This is a genomic window from Cryobacterium sp. Sr3, assembly GCF_004402835.1.
Classification (GTDB): Bacteria; Actinomycetota; Actinomycetes; order Actinomycetales; family Microbacteriaceae; genus Cryobacterium; species Cryobacterium sandaracinum.
This window is the reverse complement of sequence record NZ_SOFA01000007.1, coordinates 19,947-38,153: the sequence shown is the minus strand read 5'-3', so window position 1 is coordinate 38,153 and position 18,207 is coordinate 19,947. Positions and strand designations below refer to the sequence as shown.

Annotated in this window: 19 protein-coding genes, 1 tRNA gene and 1 pseudogene; 12 read left to right on the top strand and 9 right to left on the bottom strand. The window is 67.9% G+C overall.

Translation table 11 applies throughout. The annotated features are described in order from the left end of the window. Positions 1-164 precede the first annotated feature (164 nt). From pstS to pstB, 4 genes are all read left to right on the top strand, one after another. Positions 165-1,244 (top strand): phosphate ABC transporter substrate-binding protein PstS, encoded by a 1,080-nt coding sequence (gene pstS / locus E3N94_RS02445; RefSeq protein WP_134569709.1) that lies wholly within the window; start codon positions 165-167, stop codon positions 1,242-1,244. A gap of 144 nt (positions 1,245-1,388) precedes the next feature. Continuing rightward, entirely contained in the window at positions 1,389-2,333 is a 945-nt protein-coding gene (gene pstC / locus E3N94_RS02440) for a phosphate ABC transporter permease subunit PstC (RefSeq protein ID WP_104100157.1), read from the top strand. Beyond that, positions 2,333-3,433, top strand: coding sequence for a phosphate ABC transporter permease PstA (gene pstA, locus E3N94_RS02435; protein ID WP_134569708.1), 1,101 nt, complete (start codon positions 2,333-2,335; stop codon positions 3,431-3,433). Before pstC ends, pstA begins: the two co-directional genes overlap by 1 nt. Before the next feature lie 41 nt (positions 3,434-3,474). Then, positions 3,475-4,254 (top strand): phosphate ABC transporter ATP-binding protein PstB, encoded by a 780-nt coding sequence (gene pstB / locus E3N94_RS02430; RefSeq protein ID WP_104100159.1) that lies wholly within the window; start codon positions 3,475-3,477, stop codon positions 4,252-4,254. 177 nt (positions 4,255-4,431) lie between these two features. On the opposite strand, the gene E3N94_RS02425 is transcribed toward pstB, so the two are convergent. From E3N94_RS02425 to E3N94_RS02410, 4 genes are all read right to left on the bottom strand, one after another. Next, entirely contained in the window at positions 4,432-5,334 is a 903-nt protein-coding gene (locus E3N94_RS02425) for an aminodeoxychorismate lyase (protein ID WP_134373871.1), read from the bottom strand. Positions 5,335-5,403: 69 nt separating this feature from the next. Continuing rightward, positions 5,404-6,252 (bottom strand): anti-sigma factor, encoded by an 849-nt coding sequence (locus E3N94_RS02420; protein WP_134569707.1) that lies wholly within the window; start codon positions 6,250-6,252, stop codon positions 5,404-5,406. Continuing rightward, positions 6,249-6,833, bottom strand: a complete 585-nt coding sequence (gene sigK / locus E3N94_RS02415; protein ID WP_104100197.1) for an ECF RNA polymerase sigma factor SigK — start codon at positions 6,831-6,833, stop codon at positions 6,249-6,251. The genes E3N94_RS02420 and sigK overlap by 4 nt, the downstream gene beginning before the upstream one ends. A 246-nt stretch (positions 6,834-7,079) precedes the next feature. Beyond that, positions 7,080-7,709: a DNA-directed RNA polymerase subunit beta gene (locus E3N94_RS02410; protein ID WP_134569706.1), complete on the bottom strand. Its 630-nt coding sequence runs from the start codon at positions 7,707-7,709 to the stop codon at positions 7,080-7,082. A 119-nt stretch (positions 7,710-7,828) separates the two neighbouring features. Between E3N94_RS02410 and E3N94_RS02405 the strand changes: the two genes are divergently transcribed. Further along, a tRNA-Lys gene (locus E3N94_RS02405) sits at positions 7,829-7,901 on the top strand. Positions 7,902-8,070: 169 nt separating this feature from the next. Then, complete coding sequence (locus tag E3N94_RS02400; protein WP_104100163.1) at positions 8,071-8,508, top strand: hypothetical protein; 438 nt, start codon at positions 8,071-8,073, stop codon at positions 8,506-8,508. 35 nt (positions 8,509-8,543) lie between these two features. Here the strand turns inward: E3N94_RS02400 and E3N94_RS02395 are convergent, their stop codons facing one another. From E3N94_RS02395 to E3N94_RS02385, 3 genes and pseudogenes are all read right to left on the bottom strand, one after another. Continuing rightward, the gene (locus tag E3N94_RS02395; RefSeq protein ID WP_134569705.1) at positions 8,544-9,776 is read right to left on the bottom strand and encodes a GAF domain-containing protein; all 1,233 of its coding nucleotides are present in this window, start codon (positions 9,774-9,776) and stop codon (positions 8,544-8,546) included. Positions 9,777-9,863: 87 nt separating this feature from the next. After that, the gene (locus E3N94_RS02390) at positions 9,864-11,198 is read right to left on the bottom strand and encodes a DUF445 domain-containing protein (protein ID WP_241987039.1); all 1,335 of its coding nucleotides are present in this window, start codon (positions 11,196-11,198) and stop codon (positions 9,864-9,866) included. A gap of 69 nt (positions 11,199-11,267) precedes the next feature. After that, a pseudogene (locus tag E3N94_RS02385) lies at positions 11,268-11,498 on the bottom strand (histamine oxidase); the annotation flags it as partial. Between E3N94_RS02385 and E3N94_RS16845 the strand changes: the two are divergent. The 4 genes from E3N94_RS16845 (at position 11,427) to E3N94_RS02375 (ending at position 13,749) form a co-directional block, all read left to right on the top strand. Further along, positions 11,427-11,954, top strand: a complete 528-nt coding sequence (locus E3N94_RS16845; RefSeq protein WP_198416245.1) for an aldehyde dehydrogenase family protein — start codon at positions 11,427-11,429, stop codon at positions 11,952-11,954. The pseudogene E3N94_RS02385 and the gene E3N94_RS16845 overlap by 72 nt on opposite strands. 14 nt (positions 11,955-11,968) lie before the next feature. Continuing rightward, positions 11,969-12,226, top strand: coding sequence for an aldehyde dehydrogenase family protein (locus tag E3N94_RS17420; RefSeq protein WP_198412260.1), 258 nt, complete (start codon positions 11,969-11,971; stop codon positions 12,224-12,226). Between the two features lie 66 nt (positions 12,227-12,292). After that, the gene (locus E3N94_RS17005; protein WP_241987038.1) at positions 12,293-12,700 is read left to right on the top strand and encodes a hypothetical protein; all 408 of its coding nucleotides are present in this window, start codon (positions 12,293-12,295) and stop codon (positions 12,698-12,700) included. Continuing rightward, positions 12,697-13,749: an APC family permease gene (locus E3N94_RS02375; RefSeq protein ID WP_241987037.1), complete on the top strand. Its 1,053-nt coding sequence runs from the start codon at positions 12,697-12,699 to the stop codon at positions 13,747-13,749. Before E3N94_RS17005 ends, E3N94_RS02375 begins: the two co-directional genes overlap by 4 nt. An 88-nt stretch (positions 13,750-13,837) precedes the next feature. Here E3N94_RS02375 and E3N94_RS02370 read toward each other — a convergent pair whose 3' ends face one another. Both E3N94_RS02370 and E3N94_RS02365 read right to left on the bottom strand, forming a co-directional pair. Beyond that, positions 13,838-14,821, bottom strand: a complete 984-nt coding sequence (locus tag E3N94_RS02370; protein WP_134569704.1) for an aldose 1-epimerase family protein — start codon at positions 14,819-14,821, stop codon at positions 13,838-13,840. Between the two features lie 9 nt (positions 14,822-14,830). Next, positions 14,831-15,700: a DeoR/GlpR family DNA-binding transcription regulator gene (locus tag E3N94_RS02365; protein WP_134569703.1), complete on the bottom strand. Its 870-nt coding sequence runs from the start codon at positions 15,698-15,700 to the stop codon at positions 14,831-14,833. An 84-nt stretch (positions 15,701-15,784) separates the two neighbouring features. On the opposite strand from E3N94_RS02365, the gene galT reads away from it, so the two are divergent. Both galT and galK read left to right on the top strand, forming a co-directional pair. Continuing rightward, on the top strand, positions 15,785-16,999 hold the full coding sequence (gene galT, locus E3N94_RS02360; protein ID WP_134419266.1) for a galactose-1-phosphate uridylyltransferase: 1,215 nt from the start codon (positions 15,785-15,787) through the stop codon (positions 16,997-16,999). Continuing rightward, positions 16,996-18,156 carry a galactokinase gene (galK, locus tag E3N94_RS02355; protein WP_134569702.1) on the top strand — a complete coding sequence of 387 codons (1,161 nt, stop codon included), beginning with the start codon at positions 16,996-16,998 and terminating at the stop codon, positions 18,154-18,156. The genes galT and galK overlap by 4 nt, the downstream gene beginning before the upstream one ends. The last annotated feature ends 51 nt before the right edge of the window (positions 18,157-18,207 follow it).

The window sequence follows — 18,207 nt, the reverse complement described above, 5'->3', positions numbered from 1 at the left end:
CCGCTGCTTCTTTCGGCCTGCCCCGCCGCGTTCACCTTCCGTTAACCTTTTCGCAGGGGTGTCGTTAACCAGGCGGAATATGGTCACGGTGAGGCCAGCACCGGCCTCGAACCTGCAGTCACTTGTTATGAAGTCAACCCTCGAAAGGGATATCTGTGAATTTCATGCGTTTTGGCCGACCCGCGGTCATCGCCGTCGTCGCCGCACTGGCACTGTCTTCCTGCGCCGCGAACGAGGGCGCTGCACCGGATTCCGACTCCGCCAGCGCCCTCACCGGCACGATCAACGCCGGTGGCGCGTCCTCCCAGGGCTCAGCCCAGGAAGCCTGGATCTCAGCGTTCCAGACCGCGAACCCGGACGTCACCATCAACTACGACCCGTCCGGTTCCGGCGCAGGTCGGGAGGCGTTCATCGCCGGTGGCTCCGACTTCGCAGGCTCCGACTCCTACCTGAGCGACGACGAGCTCGCCGGCACCTTCGGTTCTTGCGCAGCGGACACCACCGCGGTCGACCTGCCCGTCTACATCTCCCCCATCGCCGTGATCTTCAACGTCGATGGGGTCGACGACCTCAACGTCGACGCCGACACGCTGGCCAAGATCTTCTCCGGCGCCATCACCACCTGGAACGATCCGGCCCTGGTCGCACTGAACGAGGGCGTCTCGCTCCCGTCGACCGCGATCACCGCCGTGCACCGCTCGGATGACTCGGGCACCACGAAGAACTTTGCGGACTACCTCGGCCAGAACGCCCCGGACGTGTGGACCGAGAAGGCTTCCGACACCTTCCCGTTCCAGACCGGTGAGGGTGCGCAGGGCACCTCGGGCGTCGTCGACGCCGTCACCAACGGCGTGGGCACGATCGGCTACGCCGACGCGTCGCGCGCCGGAGACCTCGGGGTCGCCAAGCTCAAGGTCGGCGACGAGTTCGTCGCGTACAGCGCCGAAGCCGCCGCCGCCGTCGTCGACGGTTCTCCTCTCGTCGAGGGCCGCGAAGCCAACGACCTCGCGTTCGACCTCAACCGCATGACCGACAACCCGGCCGAGTACCCGCTGGTCCTGGTCAGCTACGCGATCGTTTGCACCGAGTACGCCGACCCCGCCCAGGCTGAGCTCGTCAAAGCCTACGTCGGCTACATGGCCAGCGCCGAGGGCCAGGCCGAAGCGGTAGCATCCGCCGGCGCGGCATCGATGACGACCGAACTCCAGGACAAGGTCGCAGCGGTTCTCGAGACCATCAAATAACTCCTGTTTCGCCGTTCCTCAGCTGCCCGATCCGGGACTCGCATGGCTTGCGAGCACCGGGTCGGGCAGACTGGGGTTCGTGGCCTGTGACCTGAACCTCTCTTTCTTAGCTTTTGCCCCAACCCTCCCAGGGAGATACCCGGCATGACGACCGCAGTAGAGCGACCCTCGCTCAAGGCCAAGGAACGCCCCGGCGACCGCATCTTCGCCACGAGCACGATTGTGGCCGGCAGCCTCATCCTGGCAATTCTCGCGGCCGTCGCGGCCTTTCTGCTCGTGCAGAGCCTGCCGGCCTTTCTCGCCGACCCGGAGGAGTTCAAGGGCGACACCACCAACTTCTGGTCGTATGTCTGGCCGCTCGCGTTCGGCACACTCTGGGCGGCGTTCCTCGCGCTGATCATGGCCGTGCCCGTCGCCATCGGCATCGCGCTCTTCATCTCGCACTATGCCCCCCGCAAGCTCGCGCAGGGCCTGGGCTACCTGATCGACCTTCTCGCCGCCGTGCCCTCCGTCGTCTTCGGGCTGTGGGGCATCGGCGTGCTCGCGCCGCTCGTGCAGCCGTTCTACACGAACCTGGTCGAGTGGTTCGGCTGGATCCCCCTCTTTGCCGGCCCGGTTTCCGGCACCGGGCGCACGACGCTCACGGTCGCCATCGTGCTGGCTGTCATGGTCTTGCCGATCATCACGGCGCTGTCCCGGGAGATCTTCCTGCAGACCCCCGTGCTATACGAGGAGGCATCACTGGCCCTCGGCGCAACCCGCTGGGAAATGATCGCCATGGCCGTGCTGCCCTTCGGCCGTGCCGGGATCATCTCCGCCTCGATGCTCGGCCTCGGCCGGGCCCTGGGTGAAACCATGGCCGTCGCCATGGTGCTCTCACCGAGCCGGGACGTCATCTTCCAGCTCCTGACCTCGCAGAACCCCACCACAATCGCCGCGAACATCGCCCTCAACTTTCCGGAGGCGCACGGCGTCGGCGTCAATATTCTGCTCGCGACGGGCCTCATTCTCTTCGTCATCACGCTCGTGGTGAACATGATCGCCCGCGTCATCATCAACCGCCGCAAGGCATTCTCCGGAGCGAACTGATGAGCCTGACGACCACGACCACGAACACGGCCGCGCCCCTGACGAACTCCCTCACCGCGGGCAAGCTTCCTCGGCACACCTCTCTGGCCGTGCTCCTGGCCAGCTGGCTGGTCACAGGCGCGTTCTTCTTCGTGGTGATGCTCTCCGGCGCTGCCGAGGGATTCAACATCGTCGGAACGCTCTTCTTCGGCACCGTCGTCTACTGCGTCGCCATCTACCTGCTCTCGTACTTCGTCGAGGGCGTGCGCAAGGCCAAGGACCGCCTGGTCACCGCCCTCGTGACCGTGGCCTTCGCGGTCGCCCTTCTGCCGCTCTTCTCGCTCGTCATAACCACCCTGGTCAACGGACTGCCGGCGTTCCTCACCCCGAGCTTTTTCACCCAATCCCAGCGCAACGTCGTGGGCGAGGGCGGCGGCGCCTTGCACGCCGTCATCGACACGCTGCTGATCACCGGTGTGGCCACGCTCATTTCGGTGCCGATCGGCCTCCTGGCAGCGATCTACCTCACCGAGTACGGCCGAGGCCGGCTGGCTCGGGCGATCACGTTCTTCGTCGACGTCATGACCGGCATCCCGTCGATCGTCGCGGGACTCTTCGCGTTCGCCCTGTTCTCTCTTCTGTTCGACGACCCCGGCATCCGCTTCGGATTCGGCGGCGCCATCGCCCTCACAGTGTTGATGATCCCCGTCGTCGTTCGTTCGAGCGAGGAAATGCTCAAGCTTGTTCCCAACGAGCTTCGCGAGGCGGCGTACGCGCTCGGTGTGCCGAAATGGCTGACCATCGTCAAGGTCGTGCTGCCGACATCCCTCGCCGGGATCGTGACCGGGATCATGATCTCGATCTCCCGCGTGATCGGTGAGACGGCGCCGCTGCTGATCATCTCCGGGTTCACGGCCAGCATGAACTACGACCTGTTCAACGAGCGCATGATGACCCTGCCCGTGTTCGTCTACACCCAGTACGCCAACCAGGGCGCAGACACCCAGTCCTACCTCGACCGTGCCTGGGCCGGCGCCCTGACGCTCATCTTGATCGTGATGCTATTGAACCTGGGCGCGCGCGTCATCGCCAAGATCTTCTCCCCCAAGCTCGGCCGCTAGGCTCCACCTCCCGGCCTCGGCCGTCTGATCCAAAGGAATGCATGTCCAAGCGCATTGAAGTCAACGACCTCAACGTCTACTACAGCAAGTTTCTGGCTGTCGAAGACGTGTCGTTGGTGATCGAGCCTCGAACCGTGACGGCCCTGATCGGGCCCAGCGGATGCGGCAAGTCCACGTTCCTGCGCACGCTGAACCGCATGCACGAGGTCATCCCCGGGGCGTACGTCACGGGCGATGTACTCATCGACGGCAACAACCTCTATGGTCAGGGAGTCGACCCGGTGCTCGTGCGGCGCCAGGTGGGCATGGTGTTCCAGCGCCCGAACCCGTTCCCGACCATGTCGATCGGCGACAACGTACTGGCCGGCGTGAAGCTCAACAACCGCCGGATGGCCAAGTCCGACGCCGACGACCTGATCGAGAAGTCGCTGCAGGGCGCAAACCTCTGGAAAGAGGTCAAGGATCGCCTCGACAAGCCCGGCTCGAGCCTCTCCGGAGGCCAACAACAGCGCCTCTGCATCGCACGCGCGATCGCGGTGCACCCCGACGTCATCCTGATGGACGAGCCGTGCTCGGCCCTCGACCCGATCTCGACGCTGGCGATCGAGGACCTGATCGAGGAGATGAAGGCCGACTACACGATTGTGATCGTCACTCACAACATGCAGCAGGCATCCCGGGTCTCCGACCGCACCGGATTCTTCAACATCGCCGGCACCGGCAAGCCCGGCAAGCTGATCGAGTACGACGACACGACCACGATCTTCTCCAACCCGAGCGAGCAGGCCACCGAGGACTACGTCTCCGGCCGCTTCGGCTAAGCCCGGTTCCGTGCCTGGCGCGCGGACAGCAGTGCGCCCTCGCTCCGCGCCCCGAACGAATTCGACGGAGATTCTGCCCTGAACGCGCCGATTACGCGTGAAACGGCACGATTAGAGCAGAATCTCCGTCGAACTGGTTAGCAAGCCGGCTGCGGGGCGACGCGCTGCGGTGGGGCGTCAGACGGTGCGGGCGAGCAGGGCGGCGTTGAGGGTGCGGGTGCGCTCGGAGTCGACGGGCATTGGTCTGCCATCGAGTTCGGTCACGTGCACGGCCAGGCGCAGGCTGGAGAGCAGCCACACGGCATCCGCCGACCGTAGCTCGTCGACGCTCATGTCGCGGTATTCCGTGCGCTCCCCTGCCGCCCGAAGGTGCTCGAACGCGCTCTGTTGGGTGGTGCCGTGCAGGATTGCTCCGCTCGGCAGGGGAGAGACGTAGACATCGCCCCTGCAGAGCATCACGGTCGAGGTGGGCCCCTCGAGCACGAAGCCGTCGTGGGTGAGGAAGATCGCGTCGTCGGCGCCGCGGCGGCGGGCCTCCCTGAGGGCGGCCATGTTGACCGCATAGCTGAGCGTCTTCGCGCCCATCAGGAGCCAGGGCGCCTGCTCTGCGACGCCGTGCGGGTAGCCGCGGTCCAGGGTGACCGCCCGGATGCCGTCCTCGCGGACGACGGCGAAGTCGGGCGCGGGGGTCGCGTGAAGCCAGGCCGTGGGTGCCGGGCCGGAGTCGACGCCGCGGCTGTAGACGAGTTTGAGCACAACTTCGCCCTCGTGCGGGACGCGATCGACCACGTGCGCGATCGCGGCCAGCCACTGAGCCGTGTTCGGCTCGGGCAGCTCACAGGTCGCGGCCGAGGTGCCCAGCCGGGCAAGGTGTGGGCCGACCGCCTGAGGGTGGCCGCCGACCACGCCAAGTGTCTCGAAGACGCCGTCGCCCCGCTGGGCGCTCAACTCCCCCACCCGCAACGCCGGGGCATCCGAGTCCACCTCGTGGAACGTGTCGTCGAATTCCGTCTGCGGCGCGTCGGCGGGAACCGGGTCGAGGAGCAGGGTGAAGGGCAGCGTCGTTCGCCGAACAGTCATTTGACGAGCATAGAGGATCGGGTCAGGAGCAGGTCAGGATCAGGTCGGGATCGACTCAGATCAAGCAGCTCAGGAGCTCTGGATGGCGAGGATCGGGTCGCTGGTGGGCTGCTCCGAGCCGCCCTTAGGCTCGACCGTGACGCCGATCGTGTCGCCGGCGGTGAGGCTGCCGTCGAGCACGCGCCAGACGGTGCCGGTGCCGGTGCCGGACGAGTCGAAGATTCCGGCGGGAACCGGGCCGGAGCCGCCGATGTACCAGAGCTGGTAGTCCCGGTCGGACGGCAAGTCCGGCAGGTCGTCGACCAGGAGCGCTGAGAGTCCGCTCTCTTCGGACCAGACCAGGGTGGCTTCCTGACCGTCGGCGGTGGTCGCCGACGCGCGCTGGATGTCAGCGGCCGCCGTGATTTGCACGAGACCGGCCGCCTGGTCCTGTTCGAATTGGTCGGACTCCAGGGACTGGCCGACGAAGGTGCCGCCCGCGAAGAGGGCGACGGCCGCGGCGGCCGCCGCGAGAACGCCGACGGGCCGCTGGAACCAGCGCAGGCGGGCGCGCTCGGAGGCGCTGCCCGCTGCAGTGGCGCCTCGGATCGGAGCGGGATCGACGCGCGGCACGGGGGTGGCCGGTGCCGTCTGATCGGCCGGCAGGGGCGCGAGCTGCGGCGTGGCGGCAAGTTTGGCCATCAGGGAGGCCCTAAGTCCGGCCGAGGGCTGCACGGGGGTGGCGGCAAGGCCCAGCGCCACCGCGGTGTCACTCAGCTCGGCCGCCTCGATGCGGGCCGGCTCGGACGCCTTGAGGTGCTCCTCATAGACGGCGGCCTCTTCCGCGCCCAGGGCGTGGAGGGCGTAGGCGCCGGCGAGCTCGCCCGGGTTCTGCCCGGCGGCGTTGCGGGTGTCGTCATTCCGGGTGTTGTCGCTCATGACGCCACTCCCAACTCGTCGCGCAGGCGGATCATGCCGTCGCGCAGCCTCGTTTTCACAGTTCCGAGAGGGATCTGCAACCGCTCGGCGACTTCACTCTGGCTGAGGCCGCCGTAGTAGGCGAGGCTGATCGCCTGGCGTTGCAGTTCCGTCAATCTGGACATCGCCTTTTCCACTCTTTCGTGCTCGATTCGTACTCCGACCGTTTCGGACACCTCGTCGTAGGCAACCGCAAGATCACGGATGCCGATTTTGATATCCCGGTCGCGGCTGGCCTGCGACGACCGAATTCGGTCGATCGCACGGCGGTGCGCCATGGTCAGGATCCAGGTCGCCGCCCCGCCGCGCTGGGCCTCGTACCTCGTCGCCGTCTGCCAGATCTCCAGGAAGATCTCCTGCGTCACTTCCTCCGACTGCGAGGGGTCAACCAGAAGACGTCGAACGAGACCGAGAACACGCGAGGCCATCCGGTCATACAGCTCTCCAAATGCTCCTTCGTCTCCCTGCGCCACCCGGCCCAGCAATTCCTCATGGGAGACAGGAACAGTCCCCTCCCGGTTGACGTTGAATTCAGCACTCATGAGAACAAGCATCTCAGGTCTTGTCCACGTCCATGGTTCGGCGCGGAGACCGAATCGGATTGGTGTGTCACGCCAGGCAGAGGAGGAGTGAAGGCCGGACCGCAGAACGCCTCTCGGCGCGAGGCCGCTCACAGCGGCGAATATTGGAGCCCGGGGTTACTGCGGCCCGACCAGACTCCAGTGTAAACGACCCGGATGCGGATCGCGCACCCGGCTGGACGACTCGCGGCCGATCAGTTAGACAGGTCAGTCCAGCGAGTCACTGCGCCAGAGCCGGGCGCAGGAGCCGAACTCCTGGGCGGTGGTGGAGAACCGGAGGGCACGGGTAGTCAGTTCGGTGGACCGGAGCGGTTCGGTCGTCTCCAGGTCGTCCGCGACGCTGGTGCAGCCGACGGAGATGACGCGGCAGAACGCCGCCGCGCGGTCGAGTGCCACGGCGAAATCCCCGGTGAAGATCCCCCGCAGGATCTGGTCGGCCAGGACGATGATCTCCGCCGTGCCCGTGGGCACCGCGGCCCCGGCAATGACCGGGTCGATCGCCACCGTGACTTCGGTTCCGCGCTGGTAGAAGAACGCCGTGCCCTCGGGATCCTGGCGGATGAGCAACCGCACCAGGTAGATCCGCCAGAGCGCCCCGGGCAGGCTGCACGGCGTTGCCCGCGACCAGAGTTCGGCCACCGCGTCGACGCCGTTCTCGTCGGTGTAGGTCACGAGCCGCTCGACGATGTCGGGGTCAGGGTCGCTGCGCACGCGGGCCAAAAGCGCGTGCGCGGTTTCATGCGCCACCCGGCTGATCAGTGCCGGGTCTTCGCCCCCCTGGAAGGACTCGAATTTGCTGCCGGAGAACTGGGTCGGCTTGTGGAAATTCTCGGCCATGGCATCCTCCTGGGCTCGGTTTCGTGTTCGCTGTGGGCACATCCGTCTCGTCTGCAGAAAACCCTCTCCCACGGTACCTAGAAAAACGGATCCGAAATCCCCTGTACATTATTAACCGCGGGCCTCTAGCTCAGTTGGTAGAGCAAAGGACTTTTAATCCTTGGGTCGTCGGTTCGAGCCCGACGGGGCCCACTCACAGGATCAGCGTCGGTGCAGACCCGGGTCTCGCGTGGGCCCAGCATCGACTCCGGACTCCCGGCGAGCACCCAGCGATGATTCGGGCGGCGTTCGGGTAGCTCCTCCATACTTCTCTGACATGGTGCCGGCATGCCCGATGCCGGCGACCTGAGAAGGAGGCCCCGTGGGCAGAGTGAATGAAGAAGTTGAAATCGAGACCGGGATCATCACCCGGTACCGGCGTCACCCCAACGGACGCGGCCTGGTGTCCCCCAGCGCACGCGTGCACCCCGAGGCGTTCGTATCCCGAACCGCCTACGTGGAGAGCGGCGCGCGGGTCGGGGCGGAGGCGTGGATCGGCCCCGGCAGTTGGATTGACCAGGACGCGGTCATCGGTTCTCACGTGTTCATCGGCCAGAACGTGCACGTCGGCGCGGACGCCGTCGTCGGCAGCGCCGCGCGGCTGGGCAGCTATGTGCGGATCGGTCGCGGGGCACGGCTCAGCCCCGGAGCGGTCGTCGAACGCGATCTGCGGGTTCCGGACAACGCCGTGATCGGCGCGGCCCCGCGCACGCGCCTGTCGCCCGGATCGGCACCCGCCGGTGTCGCCCACGCCGCCTAGGGGTGCGTCTACGGGCGCGTCTACGGGCGCGTCCGCTACTCGGAGGTGAACGGGCTTGCGAGTTCTCGCTGCACCATCAGCGCCAACTCGCGCAACAGCACGAGGTCGATGGTTCCTGCCGCCCTCGGCTCCGAGTCGAACACGCAGAGAGCCCCGATGAGCTCCCCCGACGGCGACTCGATCGGGAATCCGGCGTAGAACCTGATCTTCGGCTCGCCCACCACGAGTGGATTGTCTCGGAAGCGGTCGTCGAGGAGGGCATCCGGTATCACCATAGCCGCGGTGCCCGTGATGGTTACCTCGCAGAACGAATTGGACCGCGGCGACTCGGCATCGGCCACGCAGATGCGGGCCTTATGCCACTGGCGATCGCCATCGATCACCGTGAGCGCCGCGGACTGGGTGCCGAACAGGGTGCGCGCCAGTGCCGCGATGCGGTCGAAGCGCTCCTCGGGCGGGGTGTCGACGATCCCGAGCTGGTCGACCGCGAGCTGGCGCCGCGCCTCCTTCGCCCTCGCCTGGCCGTCGGAGGGCACCGGTTCGGCGTCAGGGGTCGCGACCCGGTCGGCGCCGAGGAGCGGCGCCATCCGGGAGGCGAGAACGTCGGCCCAGTGCGCATACGTATCCGTGGACCGGTATCGGCCCGGCGGCGGCGTCGGCGCCGCACTGGACGGTACGAACACGACCCCGTCGCTGCTGTCGGCGACGAGCCGTATCGTCACCCGGTTCAGGAGCCGGCCGTGGTGGTCCGCCAGATTTCCGAGCCTGGAATCGAACACCGGGATCGACCGGATGGGCTGGATTCCCGCCACGATGATGCTGGTGCTGCGGGGCGATGACGCCGTGAGGAACCGGAGCAGATTCGCCAGATCGCGCCGCCAGGCCCGGGCGGAGACCAAGTTCACGGCCTCGTTCACGCCCAGGACCAGCACGATCGCTTCGAAACGGGTGAGCCGCACCCCGGTCAGCTCGAGGAGGGCCGTGGCGACGGTCATGCGGGAATTCGCGATGAGGTCGACGTCGACCCCGCGGCCGGTCTGCGCGGACAGGGCGCGGGCGAGCGAGCCGGGCAGGGCCAGGTTGTGGCTCACGACCCCGCGGCCGACCGCCAGCCCCGAACCGAGGATGAGGATCCGGTCGGGATCAATGCCCGCGGAGTGCGCTTGCGGAGCATCCGTGGGCATGGGGACATCGCCGAAGCCGCGCTCGGACGCGGCGGCCCAGGTGCGCATGGCGGGAGCCAGCGCCCATCGTATGAGTTCCCGCACAGATGCCCCTTTGTTGCTAAGACACAAGGGTGTATCCAAGACCGAATTTCAAGTATCCCCCATTCGGGGCGAGAGTCCAGGGCCGCGTCACACCAGTGCCACAACGGCCTGGGCGAGCGCGAAAATGACCAGGCCGGCGAGCGCGCCCACCACGGTGCCGTTGATGCGGATGAACTGGAGGTCCTTTCCGATCTGCAGTTCGATCTTCTCGGCCGTCTCGGCCGCGTCCCACCGCGCGACGGTTTCGGTGATCACCTCGGCGATCTCGTGCCGGTACCGGCGCACGATGTAGCTTGCACTGTCGGCCAGCCACCGTTCGACGCGGGCGCCGAGGGCCGGGTCGGTCGACAGTCTCCCGCCGACCTCCATGACGGTCGAGCGGATGCCCGTGCGCAACCCGCTCGAGGGGTCGTTCAGCGCCGCCGTCAGGGAGACCTTCACGGCCTCCCAGGTTTTGCTCGCGAAATCGCGCAGCCGGGCGCTGTCGAGCAGTTCGAGCTTGAGCGCCTCCACCCGTTCGATCATCGCCGGCTCGTGCTGCAGGTCGTCGATCACCTCGACGAGGTAACGATCGATGGCCTGGCGGAGCGGATGCGCGGCATCCGCACGCGCGGTGGCCACGAAGGCGAGCACCTCCCGGTGCGCCTTGTCGTCGACCAGCTTGTCGACGAAACCGGGGAGCCAGGTCGGCAGGCGCTGGGACACGGCCCGCCCGAAGGCCTCCGGATGCTCCAACAGCCAGCCCTCGGCCCGTTCCAGCAGCAGGTCGACGGCGGCGTGCTGCTGCCCCGACTCGACCAGCCGCGCCCCCACGTGCCCGATTGTCGGACCCCACTCCGGCTTCAGCAGGTTCTCGCGGGCCACGGTTTCGATCAGCTCCTGGATCGCATCGTCGCTGAGCAGGTTGAGCAGACCGGCGCCCGCCACCGCGACCTCGTCGGTGAGCCGACGCGCGTTCTCCTCCTGGGAGAGCCACGCGCCGAGCCGACGGGACGCACCCAGCGATTCGAGCTTGCCACGGATGACCGCCTCGGAGAGGAAATTCGTCTCGACGAATTCACCTAGGCTGGCCCCGATCTCGTCCTTGCGGCTGGCGATGATGTTCGTGTGCGGGATGCGCAGGCCCAGCGGGTACCGGAACAGGGCCGTCACGGCGAACCAGTCCGCTACGGCGCCGACCATGCCGCCCTCGGCCGCGGCGCGCACGTACTGCAGCCACGGGTAGCTCTCCTGCAGCGCGAACGAGGTGGCGAACACTACCGCCATCAGGAGAAGCAGGCCGATGGCGAGCCGCTTCATGCGGATCAGGGCCGTCAGGCGCACGGCGTCCGGCAGGCTCAGCGGCGGCCGGGCGGCGGCCGCCGCCCGTGCTGCACGTGGACCGGTCTCGGTCTGGTCTTTCTGCCTCATCTTCTCGGCCATCCTCCCAGACTGCCGGATCGGGGCCGGGGAGGGAAACCCGTCTTCCCTCGACCCCGGCGCGCTGCACACTCAGCAGTGGCAGTGTCCCTCTTCGACGGGCGTCGACGGCGGCACATCGAGCACCGGGCTGCGGTCGAAGAAGCCACCGGGCTTCAGCTTGAAACCAGCGGTGTTCACGGGCAAGATCGGCCAGTCCTCGATGCGCGGATAGTAGGTGAGGCCGAACGTGTGCCAGAGCACGATGTCCTGGCCGTCGATGTCGCGGTCGGCTTCGATGTAGGCAGGCAGGCCGGCTCCGCCGCCTCGAACCTCAAGAAGATCACTCTCAAACTCGGGGGCAAGGCCCCCTCCATCATCACTGCGGACGCCGACATCGACGCGGCCGTCGGCGGCAACCTGGCGGGCGGCACGCTCAATTCCGGGCAGGTCTGCGCGGCCTACACGCGGTTCTATGTCAACAAGAAGCGCGAGGCCGAATTCGTTGAGAAAATGGCGGCCGGGGTCTCCGGCATGAAGCTTGGCGCCAGGATGGACCCCAGCACCCAGCTGGGTCCTCTGGTCTCTCAAAAACACCTCGACCACGTCGAACGGATGGTCACGGTCGGCCGTGCCGAGGGCGCGGAACTCGTGACCGGTGGCGCCCGGGCCGGCGAGGTCGGCTTCTTCTTCCAGCCGACGATGTTCGCCGGTGTGCGCGACGACATGGCCATCGCGACCGACGAGGTCTTCGGGCCGGTGCTCTCGATCATGTCCTAGACAATGACGACGACCTGCAGGAGCTCATCAACCGGGCCAACGACACCGACTATGGGCACGCCGCCACGGTCTGGACGAAGGACCTCGAGAAGGCACACCGCCTGGCCAACGGCATCCGTGCCGGTGCGAACTTCGTGAACATGCCACCGGTGCCGGATATGGCCGCGCCGTGGGGCGGGTTCGAGACCGGCGGCTGGGGCAACGAGATGGGTCCGGATTCGATCGACGCGTACACGCAGGTCAAGGGCGTCTGGATGCACTACGGCAGCTAGCCGCACGGGTTTTTCGCGGCATCCGTTCGTTTTCACTCACTCGTCGACTCAATGAGGAGTAAACCCATGACGACCACTCGCAGTACCCCTCAGTCCGACTCCCGGACCACCCTACGCACGGGACGCCTCGGTGTGATCGGCATCGTCTTCTTCGTGGTCGCGGTGGCCGCACCGCTCGTGGGCATGACCGGTGCGGTCCCGGTCGCGATCGTTCTCGGTAACGGCGCGGCCGCCCCGGGCGCCTACCTCGTGGTGGGCGTCACCCTGCTGCTGTTCAGCGTCGGCTATGCCGCGATGAGCCAGCGCGTCACCAATGCCGGAGCCTTCTTCGCCTATATCGGCCGAGGCCTCGGCCACCAGCTCGGCAGCGCGTCGGCCTTCGTCTCGATCCTCGCCTACCTCGCCATCCAGCTCGCGATCTACGGGTTCTTCGGCGGACTGCTCGGCGCCCAGGTCGGCCTGCTCCCCTGGTGAGAGTGGACGTCGGCGCCAAGGTGCTCGGCGTGCTGATGCTGCTCGAACTCCTGGCACTGGTCGTCACCTCGGTCGCCATCCTGGCCGACGGCGGGCCGGAGGGCCTGAACTTCTGGGCCTCGTTCGACCCGGCCGCGATCCTCGCCGGCGGGCTGGCCGGCTCGGCGGGCATCGCGTTCGCCTTCGCGTTCGCGTCCTTCATCAGCTTCGAGGCCACCGCAATCTACGGCGAGGAATCCAAGGACCCGAAGACGGTGGTCCCCCGCGCCACCTACCTGACGGTCGGAGTGATCACGGCGCTGTTCGCCCTGACGGCGTTCGCCATGGTCACGGGAATGGGTGCATCCTCGGTCGTCGAGAAGACCGTGGAGCTGTCGAGTCTCGACGGGGTTCCCCTGGCCGACCCGGCCGCGGTGCTCTTCTCCCTCGCGACCCAGTACGTGGCACCGTGGATGGCCACCGTGATGGGCGTCCTGGTGATCTCGAGCCTGTTCGCCGGACCGCTGGCCTTTCAGAACGCGGCCAGCCGGTACCTCTTCGCCCTCGGCCGCGGCGGCGCGCTGCCCGCGCCGCTCAGCCACGTCAACGGTCGCGGCGCCCCGAGCACCGCCTCCCTCGCCACGTCGGTCCTCACGGATCTCGTCATCGTCACCTTCGCCGTCTTCCGGCTCGACCCGGTTCTCAACATGTTCTACTGGTTCAGCGGTCTCGCCGTGGTGGCGATCGTGCTGATCGAGATCCTCGTCTGCATCGCGGTGATCGCGTTCTTCCACCGCAATGCGGGCAGCGAGAACGTGGTCCAGACCATCATCGCCCCGGTGCTGGCCACCATCGGTCTGATCCTCGGCGAGTACCTGCTGATGAGCCGCTTCGGGCTCCTCGCCGGCACGGTGGCCGAGGGCGTGGACCCGACGATGTCATCGTGGTGCCTGAGCCCGATCGGCTGGGTGCTCGTGTCCCTGCCCTTCGTGCTCCTGCTCGTCGGCTACCTGCACTCCCTCTGGTCGCACACCGAGAACGAGGCCCTGGTCAAGGACGTCCTCTCGTAGCCGGCAAGCCGTGAAACGGGGTGACCGCCGCGAGGCGGACACCCCGTCTCTCTGCCCGTCGGACCGTGATGGGCGCGGTGATGCCGGGTCAGAGGCGGAATCCCTGGTGGCGGATGCCCCAGCGCACAGACCACGACTCCCCTGGTTCGACCCAGCGCAGCCCCGCGCCCGAATTGAAGGCATTCGCAGGGGCCGTCATCGGCTCGATCGCCACCGCCAGGCCCAGGAACGGGCCGCCCGGCCCCGGGAAGGGGAAGTTGCGCGGCGTGAAGACCTGAACGTTGCGGATGTTCCGGTCGCCCCAGATCGTGACGCTGCGGCCGTCAGGCGCGGTCAAGGAGGCCACGCTGGCGGTGCCGGACTCCTCGCCGGTCACGTCGGACCGCACCTCGGGAGCCTCAGGCCCCACCCCGCCGAAGCCGTCGTCGAGATCGACGTCGCCCACCCGGCACCCCGTGCGCAGGTCGAACCTGGTGCCGACGACGGAAGATTCCCCGACGGGGTTTTGCCGGTCGTCGACGTCGATATGGGTGCGCGCCGCGATCGTGAGCACGAGGTCCTCGGTGGGAACGCCGCCGATCTTCGGGTACGGATGCGCGCCGAGCGCTACCGGGGCCGCGTCCCGGCCTACGTTCCGCACCGTGTGGGTGACCGCAAGACCGTTGTCGGTGAGCGCATACCGCACGGTCGTGTCGAGCAGGAACGGGTATCCGGCCTGCGGAAAGACCGTGGCGGCCAGAGTGACCGAACTCGGGCTGCGGTCGAGCATGCGATAGGACGAATACCGAAGCAGGCCGTGGATCGCGTTTTGCTGTTCCGGCTCGGTGAGCGGCAGGCGCTGCACGACGCCCTGGTGCCGCCAGAGGCCGTCCCGGATGCGGTTGGGCCACGGCATCAGCACGATGCCGGCGCCCCACGGTGGGGTGGCCTCGGGCGCGAACGGCTCGACGAGGTCTATGCCGTCCACGGAATACAGCCGGAGGCCGGCGGCCACCTCGGTGACGATCGCCAGCGCAGGCCCACTCGGCGTGGCTACCCTCAACTCATACTGGAAACCCGTTGTAGCGCGCATAGTGTCAACCTACTCCGGCTGCAGAACGGTCAGGCCGGCCTCGCGGAGGGGCGCCAGCATGACCTCGTCGGCCGCGGCATCCGTCACCAGGGTGTCGAACGCGCGCAGCGGGCCGACCTGCCCGAGGTGCACCTGGCCGAGCTTGGAGGCGTCGGCCACGACGACCGCCCGGGTCGCGGCGGCCAGCATGAGCGTTTTGACCCCAGCCTCGGGGAGGTTGATGTTCGTGACCCCATAGCCGGCATCGACGCCGTTGCAGCCGATGAAAGCCAAATCGGCGTGAACCTGGCTGAGCACCGTCCGTGCGAGTGGCTCGACCAGGGAGTGCTGCAGCGGGCGGAGCGAACCGCCCGTGACGATCACGGTGAACCGAGGGATGGCCGGCTCGAGGGCGAGGGCGATGCTGAGCCCGTTCGTGATGATGACGACGTCGGTCAGATCGGTGCGGGCCAGCAGCGCGTGGGCGATAGAGAGGGTGGTCGTGCCGACGTCGAGGAGGATGCTCTGCCCGCTCGTGACGAGGGCCGCGGCGAGCACGCCGATCTGCTGCTTGGGCAGCACGGATGACGCGAGGGCCTCCTCGAAGGAGAACTCCCGCAGCGGGCGGCCGCTGAGTGGCGCGGCCGGAACCGCCCCGCCGTGCACGCGCTGCACCGTCCCGGCGGACTCAAGCACGTCGAGGTCGGCCCGCGCCGTGACGCCGGACACTCCGAACGCCTCGCGCAACTCGCGCACTCGTACGAAACCGCGCTCCCCGACGAGGCGCTGGATCTGCTCCCGCCGCTGGTGGGCCGGGAGCGTGTCGCGGTCGCCGGGCCGGTCGCTTACGTCGATGAGGTCGGCCGTGGCGTTCGATTCGGTCGATTCGCGAGAAGCCATACTCAATCTTCACTTAGTTTACTTTGATTATCAACCTGAAAGACCTGGTTTCACATGTGCAAATCAGATAACGTTGTTTTCGCCATGAACACACCAGACTTCGTAGCCGACACCGGCATCATCCGTCACCGCCACACCCTCGCCGATGGCCGGGACCTCATCTACTTCGATGACCCGCAGTCCAGCCTGCCGCCGGATCGGGCGGCCGACCTGCGCGAACTCGACCCGCGCCCGGCCACCGCCCGGATGCGCCAGGACCCGCTCAGCGGCGAATGGGTCTCGATCGCCGCCGCCCGCCAGAACCGCGTGTTCCTGCCGCCCGCGCACTTGGACCCGCTCGCCCCGTCGACGCCGGGGAACCCGTCAGAGGTGCCCAGCAACTACGACGTGGCCGTGTTCGAGAACAAGTCGCCCTCGTTCGGGCCCCTCCTCACCGACGCCGACGCCCCCGCCGGGCTCGACGACCTGAACACCATCGGACTGAACCGCGTCCGCACCTCGGTCGGCCGCTGCGAGGTCGTCTGCTTCAGCCCCGAGAACGAGGGCTCGTTCGCGAGCCTGTCGGTCGTGCGCGCCCGCACGGTGATCGAGGCCTGGGCCGAGCGCACGTACGCCCTGTCACAGCTACCCGGCGTGGAACAGGTCTTCCCGTTTGAAAACTGCGGCGAGGCGATCGGCGTCACGCTGCACCACCCGCACGGCCAGATCTACTCCTACCCCTACGTCACGCCGCGCACCCAGCGCGTGATCGCCTCCCTCGACCAGTACGGACCAAACCTGTTCGCGGACATCCTCGCCAGCGAGCAGGCCGGGGGCCGGGTCATTCTGACCGGCGAGCACTGGACCGCCTTCGTGCCGTTCGCCGCGCGCTGGCCCATCGAGGTGCACATGCTGCCGCACCGGCACGTGCCCGACTTCGCGGCGACCAGCCTGGCTGAGCGCGATGAGCTCGCCGTGCTCTTCCGGCGGCTGTTGCGCGGCATCGATGCCCTCTACGACACCCCGACGCCGTATATCGCGGCCTGGCACCAGGCCCCGGTCTCGGTGCGCCGCGACGAGATCCGGCTGATGCTGCAGGTGACGAGTCCTCGCCGGGCCGCAGACAGACTGAAGTTCCTGGCCGGGTCGGAGGCCGCCATGGGCGCCTGGATCGGAGACGTCACGCCCGAGCAGGCGGCCGACAACATTCGCCGCGCGGTCGAACGCTCCGCCGGGACGGACGCAACCGAAGCGGCGGCCGGCGCCGCGGCATCCGTTCCCGCTAGCAGCACCACACTCGAAAGGCAGGCCCACGCATGACCGATCTCATCCAGACCGTGACGGATGGCTTCACGAGCCGCTTCGACGCGGCCCCGGCCGGACTCTGGTCGGCCCCCGGCCGCGTCAACCTGATCGGCGAGCACACCGACTACAACGACGGGTTCGTGTTTCCCTTCGCGATCAACCGGCGCACGCTCGTCGGGCTCGGCCTGCGCGGCGACCGCCAGCTGCGGGTGGCGAGCTCGTTCGCCGCGGAAACGGTGGAGCTCTCCCTTGACGACCTGACTCCGGAGAACCTGGCCGGCTGGTCGGCGTACCCGCTCGGCGTGGCCTGGGCCCTCGGCCAGTTCGGCGCCGACCTGGCCACCCGGCCCGGATTTGACGTGTTCATCGACTCTGACGTGCCGATCGGGGCCGGACTGTCGTCCTCCGCCGCGATCGAGAGTGCGGTTGCCGTGGCCCTGAACGACCTCTGGCAGCTCGGACTCGACCGGCGCATGCTCGCCCGGGTGGGCCAGCTGGCCGAGAACCGGGCCGTCGGGGCTCCCACCGGCATCATGGACCAGTCCGCGTCCCTGCTGGGCGAGGCCGACTCCGCCGTCTTCCTGGACTGCCGCACCCTCGAGGCCGAGGTGATCCCGCTCGGCTTCGACGGGGCCGGCCTCGACCTGCTGATCATCGACACGCGGGTGAGCCACGCGCACTCGACCGGCGGGTATGCCTCGCGCCGGGCATCCTGCGAACTGGGTGCACGGATGCTGGGGGTCCCCTCCCTGCGCGACCTCACCGTGGACGACCTCGGCCGGGCCGCCGACGTGCTCGACGACGAGACGTTCCGCCGGGTGCGGCACGTGGTCACCGAGAACCAGCGCGTGCAGGACACCGTGCGCACCCTGCGCGAGCAGGGACCGACCGCGATCGGCGCCCTCCTGGACGCCTCGCACCTGTCAATGCGGGACGACTTCGAGATTTCCGTGCCCGAACTCGACCTCGCCGTGGAGACCGCGCGCGGCACCGGGGCGATCGGCGCCCGGATGACCGGCGGCGGCTTCGGCGGCGCCGCCATCGCCCTTACCCCGCGCGCCCTGATCCCCGCGGTTACGACGGCGGTCACGGCCGCGTTCGCAGCCCGGGGCTTCGCGGCCCCGGACCTGTTCGTGGTGCGCGCGGCCGACGGGGCGGCGCGGGAGCAATAACACAGCGGGAACTCGCCCCACGTGGCTAATTCAGGAGAAGTCGTGCCGCCG

What these genes read in the sequence shown, in the direction of transcription:
- galK (WP_134569702.1), top strand. Translation starts at nt 16,996, where the DNA reads ATGACCGATCTCATCCAGACCGTGACGGATGGCTTCACGAGCCGCTTC.
- pstB (WP_104100159.1), top strand. Translation starts at nt 3,475, where the DNA reads ATGTCCAAGCGCATTGAAGTCAACGACCTCAACGTCTACTACAGCAAG.
- E3N94_RS02390 (WP_241987039.1), bottom strand. Translation starts at nt 11,198, where the DNA reads ATGGCCGAGAAGATGAGGCAGAAAGACCAGACCGAGACCGGTCCACGT.
- E3N94_RS02425 (WP_134373871.1), bottom strand. Translation starts at nt 5,334, where the DNA reads ATGACTGTTCGGCGAACGACGCTGCCCTTCACCCTGCTCCTCGACCCG.
- galT (WP_134419266.1), top strand. Translation starts at nt 15,785, where the DNA reads ATGAACACACCAGACTTCGTAGCCGACACCGGCATCATCCGTCACCGC.
- pstC (WP_104100157.1), top strand. Translation starts at nt 1,389, where the DNA reads ATGACGACCGCAGTAGAGCGACCCTCGCTCAAGGCCAAGGAACGCCCC.
- E3N94_RS02410 (WP_134569706.1), bottom strand. Translation starts at nt 7,709, where the DNA reads ATGGCCGAGAATTTCCACAAGCCGACCCAGTTCTCCGGCAGCAAATTC.
- E3N94_RS02365 (WP_134569703.1), bottom strand. Translation starts at nt 15,700, where the DNA reads ATGGCTTCTCGCGAATCGACCGAATCGAACGCCACGGCCGACCTCATC.
- E3N94_RS02370 (WP_134569704.1), bottom strand. Translation starts at nt 14,821, where the DNA reads ATGCGCGCTACAACGGGTTTCCAGTATGAGTTGAGGGTAGCCACGCCG.
- sigK (WP_104100197.1), bottom strand. Translation starts at nt 6,833, where the DNA reads ATGAGTGCTGAATTCAACGTCAACCGGGAGGGGACTGTTCCTGTCTCC.
- E3N94_RS17005 (WP_241987038.1), top strand. Translation starts at nt 12,293, where the DNA reads ATGACGACCACTCGCAGTACCCCTCAGTCCGACTCCCGGACCACCCTA.
- pstS (WP_134569709.1), top strand. Translation starts at nt 165, where the DNA reads ATGCGTTTTGGCCGACCCGCGGTCATCGCCGTCGTCGCCGCACTGGCA.
- E3N94_RS02420 (WP_134569707.1), bottom strand. Translation starts at nt 6,252, where the DNA reads ATGAGCGACAACACCCGGAATGACGACACCCGCAACGCCGCCGGGCAG.
- pstA (WP_134569708.1), top strand. Translation starts at nt 2,333, where the DNA reads ATGAGCCTGACGACCACGACCACGAACACGGCCGCGCCCCTGACGAAC.